Genomic DNA, 12419 nt, shown 5'->3' on the forward strand with positions numbered 1-12419 from the left:
CGGTGGTGGTGCCGCGGGTCACTTCTTCGGCTGCCAGTCCTCGACGTTCCACCACGGGCCGGCGCCGAGGCCGTGGTCATGGGGCTCGACCTGGGTGGTGAGGTCCTTCCAGGCGTCGTTCATGACGTAGAGGTGGTCGACGTGGGTGAGGAAGACATAGCCGGGGTTGCCGGCGAGGCCCCGCTGCACCTTGTCGTACGCGGCCTTGCGGGCGGCCTTGTCGCCGCTGCGGCGGCCCTCCTCCAGGGCCTTGTCGACGTCCGCGTCGGCGTAGGCGGCCATGTTGTTGAAGCCGTCGAGGGCGAGGGAGGAGTGCAGGAGGTTGTAGAGGTCGAAGTCGGGGTCGGCGGGGTTGCCGCCGCCGGCGAGGACCGCGTCGTCCTTCATCCGCGGCTCGATGACCTCCCATGTGCCGCTGCGCACCTCGGCCTTGATGCCGGCCTTCTTGGCGTCGGAGGCGAAGGCGAGGGCGTGCTCCTCGCGGAGCTTGTCGCCCGCGGGGAACCAGAGGGTGAACGCGGCGCGCCGGCCGTCCTTCTCCCGGATGCCGTCGCCGCCGGGCTTCCAGCCCGCGTCGTCCAGCAGCTTCTTCGCCCTGTCCAGGTCGTGGGGGCGCTCGGTGCCCTTGGCGAACCACTCGCTGCCGGTGGGAACCGGCCCGTACCCGGCGCGGCCCGCGCCCTCCAGCAGCTTGTCGACCATGGCCTCGCGGTCGACGGCCAGGTCGAGGGCGCGGCGGACGGCGGTGTCGCCGGTGACCTCGTTCGCGGTGGGCAGGGTCACGCCGCGGAAGTCGGTGGTCTTCGCCGTGATGGTCCGCTTCGCCTTGTCACCCTTGAAGCCCTTGGCGAGGTGGGGCGGCAGGATGGCGCCGTCGAGGTCGCCGGAGCGCAGCCGGGTGGCGCGCACGTCGTCGTCCTTGACGATCGCCATGGTGAGCTTCCTGACCGCGGGCTCGCCGCCCCAGTAGCCGGGGTTGGCCTTGAAGGTCAGCTTCTCGCCCTTGCTCCAGCCGGTGAGCACGTAGGGGCCGGTGCCGACGGGGGCGGTGTTGAAGGAGCCGGTGTTGACGTCCTGTCCCTTGGCCACGTGCTCGGGGACGATGGGCAGGACCGTGCGCTCGGCGAAGGGGGCGTAGGGGTACTTGAGCGCGAAGACGACGGTGTCGTCGCCCTGGGCGGTCACCTTGTCGATCGCGTCGAGCTCGCCCTTGGCGGCGTTGTTGGTCTTCTCGTCGAGGATGGTCCGGTAGGTGAAGACCACGTCCTTGGCGGTGAACGGCTCGCCGTCGCTGAACTTCACGCCGTGGCGGAGTGCGAACGTGTACGTCCGCCCGTCGTCGGTGACCTTGGGCAGCCCGGCGGCGAGGGCGGGCCGGAGCTTCATGGCGGCGTCACGGCGCAGCAGCCCGTCGAAGACCTTGGAGTTGCCGTCCTTGCCGTAGCCGAGAAGCGGGCTGAGCGTCTCGGGCTCATTGGCGAGCCCCACCACGAGCGAGTCCTTCCCGCCGGAGCCCCCTCACCCCCGGCCCCGGGCGCCGAGCAGGCCACCGCCCCCGCCGCGAGTACGCCGGCCATGGCCGTGGCGGCCACTCCCCGTATGGACCGGGCCGTCATGCCCTACACCTCTGTTCAAGATCTGTTGCTATTGCGAACGAATTGCAATTAAACAACAGGCAAAGTGGCGCGGGGGCGGCGGGGGCCGTCAGTGGGGCGTGACGGGGGTGCTGACGTGCTGCTTCGTTGGGTCAGGCGCGGCACCGTGTCCTGGGTGCTGGTCGGGGGTCGCCGGCGAGGAGGGTGATGAGGTGGTGGGCGGCGTGGCGGCCGAAGGCCGGGGTGTCGCGGGTCAGGGCGGTGAGGGTGGGGTGGGTGTTGCGGCAGAGGGCCGAGTCGTCCCAGGCGACGATGGACAGGTCGGCGGGGACGGCCAGTCCGCGTTCGGCGGCGACCGCGAGGCCGGCGACGGCCATGACGTCGTTGTCGTAGACGATCGCGGTCGGGGACGACGGGCGGAGAGGGCGCGGCGGCGTGGCCTCGGCGCCCTGGGCGTCGGAGTAGTCGGTGGGGAGGGAGACCGCGTGGGTCATGCCGCGGCGGGCGGCCTCGGTGCGCAGGGAGTCGATACGGCGGCGGGTGTGGGAGAGCTCCGGCAGGCCCGCGATGTGGGTGATGCGGCGGTGGCCCAGGTGGTGGAGGTGGTCGACGACGGAGGCCATGGCGCCGGTGTCGTCGGCCCAGACGGTGGAGATCGGCGCGCCGGGCGGGACGGGCGCGGCGGGGGCGCCGACGATCACGGCGGGCAGGCCCAGCTCGGCGAGGAGGGCGGGGCGGGGTCGCCGTCGCGGGGGTCGACGACGAGCAGGCCGTCCACGCGGTGTTCGGCCCACCAGCGGCGGTGGACGGCGCACTCGGCGTCCAGGTCCTCCACCACCTGGAAGAGCAGGCCGAGGCCGTGGCCGACGAGGGTCTCCTGGACGCCGGAGAGGAGCTGGAGGAAGAAGGACTCGACGCCGAGGGTGCGGGCCGGGCGGGCGAGGACGAGGCCGACGGTCGCCGCGCCCTCGCCGGACAGCGCGCGGGCGGCGGTGCTGGGCCGCCAGCCGAGCTGTTCGGCGACGCGGCGGACGCGCTCTCGGGTGGCGTCCGAGACGCCGGGCCGGTCGTTGAGCGCGAAGGACACCGCGCTCTCCGAGACGCCGGCACGGCGCGCGATGTCCTTCATCGTCGGCCTGCGGGCCGGCCTGCGGCGCATGGCTGTCCTTCCCGCCGGAACGCTTCGGGGACACCGGCGCCACCACACTAAAGCGCATTAGTGCATGGCGGCAGTATTGACGAACTCCCGTACCGGGTGCAGGTTTTGACCTGCCTCCTGCCGACCCGATCGAAGGAGTTCCTCCCGCCATGCCCATACGCCGGTCCAGGCCCGTCGCCGTGCCGCTTCTCGCCGCAGCGCTGCTGCTCACCGCCTGCGGGCCGGGGGACGACGGCGGTGGGGGTTCACGCGCGGACGGAAAGCCGGAGGGCCGCATCACCTTCCAGACCTGGAATCTGCGCGCGAACTTCAAGGACTACTTCGACGGCGTGGTGAGGGATTTCGAGGAGAAGTACCCGGATGTGAAGGTCAAATGGGTCGACCAGCCCGCCGAGCACTACGCCGAGAAGCTCAGTGCCGACGCCGGCGGCGGTACGCTGCCGGACGTCGTCAACGTCTCCCCGGACCTGTCCTATCCGCTGGCCAGGGCGGGGTTGTTGATGAATCTGGACAAGGAGAAGGCGGCGGCGCGGTTCAAGGGCGAGTACACGCCGGAGGCGTGGCAGGGCAATGTGCTGCCAGGGCTGTCCGGTGCGTACTCCTTTCCCTGGTATCTGAACACCGGACCGCTGTTCTACAACAAGGCGCTCTTCCGCAAGGCGGGCCTCGATCCCGAGAAGCCCCCCAGGACGTACGACGAGTTGTTCGCCGCCGCGCACCGGTTGGCGACCGCGCCGGGCGGCAGGGCCGCCACCCTGGCGAGCGCCCCCACGATCGAGGACTTCGGGCGCTACGGCGTGCGGCTGATGAACGACGACGCCACGAAGTTCACCTACAACGAGCCGAAGGGCGTGGAACTCCTCGGCAGATACAAGGAGCTCTACGACCGCGGCGGCCTCGACCCGCAGGCGCTGACCAACACACCGGAGAAGGCGGGGCAGAAATTCCTCGAGCAGAAGGTCGCCATGAATCCCGGCGGCGCCCATGACCTGGAGACGTTCAAGAAGAACGCGCCCGGCCTCTACCGCGGCCTCGGCATCACGGACGCCCCCAACAACACCGGAAAGCCCAACATGTACGTGATGGGCCTGGCGGTGAGCGAGAAGAGCCGGCACAAGGCCGCCGCGGTCGCCTTCGCCCATTTCGTCACCGGGCGCCAGAATCAGGAGGCGTTCGCGCACAAGGTCGCCGTCTTCCCCAGCACCAGGGGTTCGCTCCAGGACCCGTACTGGACGCGGGACGACGGCACCGACGCGGGCCGGGTCCGGGTGGCGTCGGCGAGGATGCTCAAAGGCGCGGTCAATTACACGCCCGTCGTGATGAGCGACGAGATGAAGACGGTGCTCAGGAACGAGGTCGCGAAGGCCCTGCAGGGAAAGAAGTCCCCCCGCCGGGCGCTGGACGACGCGGCCGCGCAGAGCAACGCGCTCCTCGAGCGGGGCTGACCCCGTGCCCCGACGTACGCACCGGGCGCTCAGTCCCTGGCTGCTCCTGCTGCCGGGGCTCGCCGTGGTCGCCGCCTTCAGCCTCTGTCCGTTCCTCAGCACGGTGGGCACGGCGTTCACCGATGCGCGCACGCTCACGCCCGGCCGGTGGGTGGGGCTCGAGAACTTCCGTGCCCTGGCGGCCGACGAACAGTTCTGGGTCGCCCTGCGCAACAGCGGTCTGTACGTGCTCCTCGTCGTGCCCTTCACGGTGCTGCTGCCGTTGCTGCTGGCGCTGCTGGTGCAGAAGCGGCTGCCGGGCGTCGTGTTCTTCCGCTCCGCCTTCTACACGCCCGTGGTCGCGTCCGTCGTCGTGGCAGCCCTGATCTGGGTGTGGATGCTCGACGACCGAGGCCTGGTCAACGGCATTCTGGGCGCCCTCGGGGCCGGGCCGGTGCACTTCCTGGGCGACGCGTGGGCGCTGCTGCTGAGCGCCATGGCGCTCACGGTCTGGAAGGGCCTGGGCTACTACATGGTCATCTACCTCGCGGCACTGGGCAACGTCCCGCGCGAGCTGCACGAGGCGGCCGCCGTCGACGGGGCGGGCGCGCTGCGCCGCTTCGTCAGCGTGACCGTGCCGGCCGTGCGCTCCACCATGGTGCTGGTCGGCGCGCTGTCGTCGGTGGCGGCGTTCAAGGTCTTCTCCGAGGTCTATCTGATGGCCGGGCCGACCGGCGGGCCGGCCGGGCAGGACACCACGCTGGTGATGCTCGTCCAGCGCACCGGCACCGGGCTGAACGGACGGGTGGGCTACGCCTCGGCCCTCTCGCTGGTGGTCTTCGTCATCACGTTGCTGCTGATGCTTCTGGTGCTGCGCGCCGACCGTGAGGAGGAGGTCTGATGCGGCGCACGCCCGGCTGGGAGAAGGCGCTGCGCTACCTCCTGATGCTCCTCGTGCTGGCCGTCACCGTCGGCCCGTTTCTCTGGCAGCTGTCCACCTCGTTCAAGGGGACGACGGAGGACGTCTACACCTCGCCGCCGCGCTTCCTGCCCGCGCACCCTACGGCGGGCAACTACGCCGAGGTCGCGGACATCATCCCCGTCTGGGACTACGCGCTGAACTCCCTCGAGGTGGCCGTGGCGAGCGTGCTCACCAATCTCGCCGGCGCGTCGATGGCGGGCTACGCGCTGGCGCGGCTGCGCTTCCGGGGGCGCGCGTTCGCCGGTCACGCCTTCGTGCTGGCGCTGCTGGTGCCCCTGGAATCCGTGATCATCGCGCAGTTCACCATGGTCCGCGATCTCCACCTGAACAACACCCTCACCGCCGTCGTCCTGCCCGGATCGGTCGGCGCCCTGAACGTCCTGCTCATGCGGAACGCCTTCGCCGCCGTGCCCCAGGAGATCGAGGAGGCGGCCGTCGTGGACGGGGCGAACGTCTGGCAGCGGTTCACCCGGATCGCGCTGCCGTCGGTGCGGGGCACGCTGGCGGTCGTCGCGATCTTCTCGTTCATGGGGGCGTGGGACGACTTCCTCTGGCCGCTGATCGTGCTCTCCGACTCGGAGAAGTTCACGCTGACCGTCGGACTGAACTTCCTCCACGGCACGTTCGCCCAGAACCCCCGCCTGGTGGCCGCCGGCACGATCATCGCGGTCGCCCCGCTCGTCGTGATGTTCGCCTGCCTGCAGCGCTACTTCTTCCGCGGCGTCGGCGAGGGCGCCGTCAAAGGCTGAAGGGACGGAACGCCTCATGCGCTTCGGCGTCAACTACACCCCCACCCGGGGCTGGTTCCACCACTGGCTCGACTTCGCCCCGGACGACATCCGCGCCGACCTGGACTCCATCACCGCCCTCGGCGTCGACCACATCCGGGTCTTCCCCCTCTGGCCCCTCTTCCAGCCCAACCGCACCCTCATCCGCCCGCGTGCCGTCGAGCAGCTCACGCTGCTGGTGGACGCCGCCGGTGAGCGCGGGCTCGACGTCGGCGTCGACGGGCTGCAGGGCCACCTCTCCAGCTTCGACTTCGTGCCCTCCTGGACCACCACCTGGCACCGCCGCGGCCTCTTCACCGATCCCGACGTCGTCGAGGCCCAGGCCGCGTACCTGACCACCCTCGCCCGGGCGCTCGCGGACCGGCCCCACTTCCTCGGGATGACCGTCGGCAACGAGTTCAACCAGTTCTCCGGTCCCCCGCACCCCGACCCCGACCGGATCGGCCCCGCGCAGGCGGGCCGCTGGCTGCGCCGGATGCTCGACGCGTGCGAGAAGGGCGCGCCGGGGCGCGCGCATCTGCACGCTTCGTACGACGCCGCCTTCCACGACGGCACGCATCCCTTCACCCCCGCCCACTCCGCGCGGCTGGGGGCGATGACGGCGGTCCACTCCTGGGTGTTCAACGGCACCGCCCAGCGCCACGGGCCCGGCGGCGCCGCCACCGTGCAGCACGCGGCATACCTCGTCGAGCTGTCCAAGGCCTGGGCCACCGGTCCCGGCCGGCCCGTCTGGTTGCAGGAGGTGGGGGCGCCGGCCCCGCACATCCCGCCGGAGCGGGCGGCGGAGTTCACCGAGGCGACGATCGCCGCCGCGGCCGACTGCCCGGACCTGTGGGGGATCACCTGGTGGTGCTCCCATGACGTCGACCGCGCGCTGGCGGACTTCCCGGAGCTCGAGTACGGGCTCGGCCTGTTCACCAACGACCGGCGGATCAAACCCGCCGGGGAGGCGTTCTCACGAGGCGTACGGCGGTGGCGGGAGGAGGACCCTCCGGGTCCGGCGCCCCGGCGGACGGCGCTGGCCGTGGACGCGGGCGACGAGGAGACGGCGCCGGCGCGGGCGGTGTGCGCGCCGGGCGGGGCGTTCTTCGAGGCGTGGATGCGGCTGGCCGCCGACGGCGTCCGGCCGGCGGTCGTCCTGGCCCAGCGGGCCCACGATGCCGGACATCTGGCGGCGCGCGGCATCACCGAGGTGCTGACGGTGGAGCAGGTGGGGTCATGAGCGTGACGCGCCGCGAGGTCCTCGCCGCCGGTGCCGCGAGCGCCCTCGCGCCCACCCCCGTGGCCGGGGCGAGGCCCTCGGCGGCGGCCACCACCCGTGCCACCGGGGACCTCCGGCCGTACGTCTCCTACTGGTACCCCGACAGCCTCCCCGACGGCTCGCCCGGCCCCGGGGTCGTCTGGCGCGGCCTGGCCTCCTGGACGCCCGAACAGGACCCGGACCTGCCCTTCAACAGGGCCACCGTCCCCCTCGCCCCCGCTTCGCTCCCCTGCCCGCCAACCCCACCGCCCGCACCGGCCAGGCCCGGATCTGCGCCCTCGCCGCCTTCGCCACCACCTCCGGCAACCCCTCGCAGGGGTCGGAGACGGCCGACTTCTACGCCCTGACGCACTGGGCCTACCTCGACGAGCTGGTCTTCTGGGGCGGCTCCTCCGGCGAGGGGCTGATCCTGGCGCCCAACGCGCCCGTCGTGGACGCCGCCCACCGCAACGGCGTGCCCGTCCTGGGCACGGTCTTCCTGCCGCCCACGGCCTACGGCGGCCGGCTGCAGTGGACGCACGAGCTGGTCCGGCGCGGCGCGGACGGCGACTTCCCGGTGGCCGACAAACTGATCGAGGTGGCACGGGCGTACGGCTTCGACGGCTGGTTCGTCAACGCCGAGACCGGCGGCGGGGACGCCCGGCTGGGCGCGGACATGCGGGACTTCGTGGCGTACCTGCGGGCGCGCGGCGGCGGGCTCCGCGTCACCTGGTACGACGCCCTGGCCGTCTCCGGCGACGTCGCCTGGCAGAACGAGCTCAACGACGCCAACGCCCCGTTCTTCCGCGCCGCCGACACGATGTTCCTCAACTTCGGCTGGGACCGCTCCCGCCTCCTCTCCTCCGGCGAGCGCGCGCGAGGCATGGGGCGCGACCCGTACGAGCTGTGGGCCGGGATCGACGTCGAGGCGGGCGGCTGGGACACCCGCGTCGACTGGGACGCGCTCGTGCCGGCCGGCGCCCCGCACACCGCCTCGTTCGGCTTCTACCGTCCCGAGTGGACCTGGAAGAGCCTGCCCTCCGGCGGGCGTTCCCCCGGCGCCTTCCACGCGCGCGACGACCGCTTCTGGTCCGGGCACGCGCTGGATCCGGCCCGCCCGGACGACGCGGGGCCGTGGCGGGCCCCGGCCGCGTCCGTCGCGGACCGCTCCACGCTGACCGCGCTGCCGTTCGCGACGACCTTCAACACCGGTCACGGCCTCGGCTGGTACGAGCGGGGCCGGCGCACCGGCGAGAGCGCCTGGAGTCACCTGGGGCTCCAGGACCGGCTGCCCGGCCGCCGCTGGGTGATCCACACGGAGGGCGCCCGGCCGGCGGTCGGCTTCGACTTCGCCGACGCCTGGCGGGGCGGCAGCAGCCTCCTGGTCGACGGCACGCTCGGCGCTCCGGCGACGATCGAGCTGTTCACGGCGCGGCTGCCGCTCTCCGGCCCGGCCGTCGTGCAGTTGGCCCACCGCGCCGACCCCGGCTCGGCGGCCGTCCGCGTGGAGCTGGCGGTCGCGCTCGAGGAGCGGCGCCCGTACCGCTTCTCCTACGTGCCGGCCGGCACCGCGCGCGGGGACGGCAGCGGCTGGAGCACCGTCACGCTGCGCCTCGGCGCGCTCGGGGCGGCCGACCGGGGCGGCCGTACCGTGCGGGCCCTGGGCGTCCGGCTCACGGCCCCGGACGGCGGGGCGGTGCGCTGGCGGCTGGGCGGCCTGGCGGTGCGGGACGCCCCGGTGGCTGCGCCCGGCCGGCCGGGCGCAGCCGGCGTGACCGCGGCCGCGCGCGCCGCCGACGGCGCCGCCGCCCTGCGCGTCGCCTGGACCCCGCCCCCGTCCCGGCCGGACGCCCCGCCCGTACGCCACTACGAGCTGCACCAGGTGCTGCCCGGCGGGGCGCGCCGCTTCCTGGGCGGCACCTGTGGGCATGCCTACTACGTCCCGGCTCTGCGCCGTACGGCCGACGAGGCGGTCACCCGCCTCGAGGTGCGCGCCGTGGACGAGCTGTACACGGCGTCGGCCCCCGCTCGCGTCACGTACCGCTGGTAGTCCACGGACGAAACAACACGGACAAGACGACTCGGACAAGGAGAGGCATGCACAACGACCGCGCCATCACCGAAGCCCGGCTCACGAGGGTGCTGGAGGAGCGCATCCGCCCGGCCGTGTACCCCGAGTCCGTGCCGCTGGACGTCTCCGTGTGGCACGCGTCCGGCGAGCCCGTGCCCGTCGAGGAGGGGCTGGCGGCCCCGCGCACGCCCATCACGGTGGGCGAGCGGTGGGGGCCGGCGTGGGGCACCAGCTGGTTCACGGTGTCGGGGACGGTACCGGCGCGCTGGGCGGGCCGTACGGTCGAGGCCGTGCTGGACCTGGGGTTCGACGAGAACATGCCGGGTTTCCAGTGCGAGGGCCTGGTCTACCGCCCGGACGGCTCGCCGGTGAAGGGCCTCAACCCGCGCAACCAGTGGGTGCGCGTCGGGGAGCGCGTGGCGGGCGGCGAGCGGGTGCTGCTGCACGTCGAGGCCGCGTCCAATCCCGTGATCATGGACTACCACCCCTTCGTGCCGACCGAGCTGGGCGACCGGGAGACGGCCGACGACGCCCCCCGCTACCGCCTGGCGCGGATGGACCTGGCGGTCTTCGACCGGACCGTGTGGGAGCTGGTGCAGGACCTGGAGGTGCTGGGCCAGCTGATGACCGAGCTGCCGGTGGACTCGCCGCGCCGCTGGGAGATCCTGCGGGCGATCGAGCGGACGCTGGACACGGTGGACCTGCAGGACGTCGGCGGCACGGCGGAGCGGGCGCGCGGGGAGCTCGCTCAGGTGCTCTCCGCGCCCGCGCACGCCTCCGCGCACCGGCTCAGCGCCGTGGGGCACTCCCACATCGACTCGGCGTGGCTGTGGCCGCTGCGCGAGACGGTGCGCAAGGTCGCCCGTACCGCCTCCAACATGACCGCGCTGCTGGAGGACGAGCCGGACTTCGTCTACGCCATGTCGCAGGCGCAGCAGTTCGCGTGGATCAAGGAGCACCGGCCGGAGGTGTACGCGCGGGTGAAGAAGGCGGTCGCCGAGGGCCGCTTCGTGCCCGTGGGCGGCATGTGGGTGGAGTCCGACACCAACATGCCCGGCGGTGAGGCGCTGGCGCGGCAGTTCACGCACGGCAAGCGCTTCTTCCTGGAGGAGTTCGGGATCGAGACGGAGGAGGTGTGGCTGCCGGACACCTTCGGCTACTCCGCCGCGCTGCCGCAGCTGGTGCGGCTCGCGGGGGCGAAGTGGTTCCTGACGCAGAAGATCTCCTGGAGCCAGACGAATACGTTCCCGCACCACACGTTCTGGTGGGAGGGCTTGGACGGCACTCGGGTCTTCACCCACTTCCCGCCGATCGACACCTACAACTCCCAGCTCTCCGGGCAGGAGGTCGCGCACGCGGCCCGCAACTTCCGCGAGAAGGGCGGGGCGCGGCGTTCCCTCGCGCCGACCGGGTGGGGCGACGGCGGGGGCGGCACGACACGGGAGATGCTGGCGCGGGCGAAGCGGCTGGCGGATCTGGAGGGGTCGGCGAGGGTCGGCTTCGACAAGCCGGCGGCGTTCTTCGAGAAGGCCCACGCCGAGTACCCGCACGCGCCGGTGTGGGTGGGCGAGCTGTATCTGGAGCTGCACCGGGCGACGCTCACCAGTCAGGCGCGCACCAAGCAGGGCAACCGCCGTAGCGAGCACCTGCTGCGCGAGGCCGAGCTGTGGGCGGCGACGGCGGCGGTACGGGCCGGCTTCCCGTATCCGTACGAGCGGCTGGACCGGCTGTGGAAGACGGTCCTGCTGCACCAGTTCCACGACATCCTGCCGGGCACGTCGATCGCGTGGGTGCACCGGGAGGCGGCGCGGACGTACGCGGAGGTGGCCGCCGAGCTGGAGGCGGTCGTCTCGGACGCGCTGGCGGCCCTGACGGGCGGCGAGGGCCGCTCGGAGGGTGGCCCGGGGACGGTCGTCGTCAACGCCGCGCCGCACGTGCGCGACGGGGTGCCGGCGCTCGGAGGCGTCCTCGAGCCGACCGGCGGCGGGGGGCGGCTCACGGCCGCCCGCCCGCGCGAGAGCGGCGGGTTCGAGCTCGACAACGGCCTGCTGCGGGTCGGGATCGACGGGCGGGGGCTGGTCGTCTCCGTGGTCGACCTCGCGGCCGGCCGGGAGACCGTCGCACCGGGCGCGGCGGCCAACCTGCTGCAGCTGCACCAGGACTTCCCGAACATGTGGGACGCCTGGGACGTGGATCCGTTCTACCGCAACACCGTGACCGACCTGACGGACGCCGAGGTGGTGGAGGCGACCGCCGACGGGTGCGGGGTGCGGGTCGTGCGGGCCTTCGGGAACTCTCGGGTCGAGCAGCGGCTCACCCTGCTCGCCGGGGTGCGGCGGCTGGACGTCGACACGGAGGTCGACTGGCACGAGACGGAGAAGTTCCTCAAGGCGGCCTTCCCCCTGGATGTGCACGCCGACCGGGTGGCGGCCGAGACCCAGTTCGGCCACCTCTACCGCCCCACGCACGCCAACACCAGCTGGGACGCGGCGAAGTTCGAGGCCTGCGCGCACCGGTTCGTGCATCTGGCGGAGCCGGGGTGGGGGGTGGCCCTGGTCAACGACTCGACGTACGGCTACGACGTGTCGCGGACGGTCCGCGAGGGCGAGCACGCGGGCACCACGACGACGCTGCGGCTCTCCCTGCTGCGCGCCCCCCGCTTCCCCGATCCGCGCACCGACCAGGGGACGCACCGCTTCCGCTACGCCCTGGTGCCGGGCGCGACCGTGGCGGACGCCGTACAGGAGGGCTACCGCGTCAATCTGCCCGAGCGGCGGGTGCCCGGCTCCTCCGGCGTGGAGCCGCTGGTGGCCGTGGGGAACGAGGCGGTGGTCGTCTCGGCGGTGAAGCTGGCGGACGACGGCGGCGGGGACGTCGTGGTGCGGCTGTACGAGTCGCTGGGCGGGCGGGCCGTCACACGGCTGACCGCCGCCTTCCCGGTGGCGGAGGCCTCGGTCTGCGACCTGCTGGAGCGGCCCGTGAGCACGCTCGCGGCCGAGGACGGCGGCCTCGCGCTGTCGTTGCGGCCGTTCGAGATCGTCACCCTGCGGCTGCGGCGGGCCTGAGGCGTGCGCGCCCTTCGCCCCGGGGTGACGGTGCGACAACATGCCCGGCCGGCTGGGCGGGCGGCGAGGGGGAAGGCGGCTCCGCTTAGCATTCG

5 protein-coding genes and 3 pseudogenes are annotated in these 12419 nt (G+C 72.9%); 6 read left to right on the top strand and 2 right to left on the bottom strand.

What is annotated here, in order from left to right:
* Positions 1–18: 18 nt before the first annotated feature.
* A pseudogene (locus tag J1792_RS26560) lies at positions 19–1616 on the bottom strand (ABC transporter substrate-binding protein).
* A 48-nt stretch (positions 1617–1664) separates the two neighbouring features.
* Positions 1665–2754 (bottom strand): annotated as a pseudogene (locus J1792_RS26565) (LacI family DNA-binding transcriptional regulator).
* 149 nt (positions 2755–2903) lie between these two features.
* On the opposite strand from J1792_RS26565, the gene J1792_RS26570 reads away from it, so the two are divergent.
* From J1792_RS26570 to J1792_RS26595, 6 genes and pseudogenes are all read left to right on the top strand, one after another.
* Positions 2904–4199, top strand: coding sequence for an extracellular solute-binding protein (locus tag J1792_RS26570; RefSeq protein WP_207248353.1), 1296 nt, complete (start codon positions 2904–2906; stop codon positions 4197–4199).
* Between the two features lie 4 nt (positions 4200–4203).
* Positions 4204–5079: a carbohydrate ABC transporter permease gene (locus J1792_RS26575; RefSeq protein WP_086574369.1), complete on the top strand. Its 876-nt coding sequence runs from the start codon at positions 4204–4206 to the stop codon at positions 5077–5079.
* A complete protein-coding gene (locus tag J1792_RS26580; protein ID WP_086574367.1) occupies positions 5079–5909 on the top strand; it encodes a carbohydrate ABC transporter permease in 831 nt (276 codons plus the stop codon). Before J1792_RS26575 ends, J1792_RS26580 begins: the two co-directional genes overlap by 1 nt.
* Before the next feature lie 16 nt (positions 5910–5925).
* The gene (locus tag J1792_RS26585; RefSeq protein WP_207248354.1) at positions 5926–7170 is read left to right on the top strand and encodes a glycoside hydrolase 5 family protein; all 1245 of its coding nucleotides are present in this window, start codon (positions 5926–5928) and stop codon (positions 7168–7170) included.
* Positions 7167–9238 (top strand): annotated as a pseudogene (locus J1792_RS26590) (endo-beta-N-acetylglucosaminidase). The gene J1792_RS26585 and the pseudogene J1792_RS26590 overlap by 4 nt, the downstream one beginning before the upstream one ends.
* 47 nt (positions 9239–9285) lie before the next feature.
* Positions 9286–12324, top strand: coding sequence for an alpha-mannosidase (locus J1792_RS26595; RefSeq protein WP_207248355.1), 3039 nt, complete (start codon positions 9286–9288; stop codon positions 12322–12324).
* Positions 12325–12419 lie beyond the last annotated feature (95 nt).

The sequence above is a fragment of the Streptomyces triculaminicus genome, from assembly GCF_017349075.1.
Taxonomy (GTDB): domain Bacteria; phylum Actinomycetota; class Actinomycetes; order Streptomycetales; family Streptomycetaceae; genus Streptomyces; species Streptomyces triculaminicus.

Excerpts from the sequence above, each read along its gene's own strand:
- J1792_RS26570 (WP_207248353.1), top strand. The coding sequence starts at position 2,904 with ATGCCCATACGCCGGTCCAGGCCCGTCGCCGTGCCGCTTCTCGCCGCA.
- J1792_RS26580 (WP_086574367.1), top strand. The coding sequence starts at position 5,079 with ATGCGGCGCACGCCCGGCTGGGAGAAGGCGCTGCGCTACCTCCTGATG.
- J1792_RS26585 (WP_207248354.1), top strand. The coding sequence starts at position 5,926 with ATGCGCTTCGGCGTCAACTACACCCCCACCCGGGGCTGGTTCCACCAC.
- J1792_RS26595 (WP_207248355.1), top strand. The coding sequence starts at position 9,286 with ATGCACAACGACCGCGCCATCACCGAAGCCCGGCTCACGAGGGTGCTG.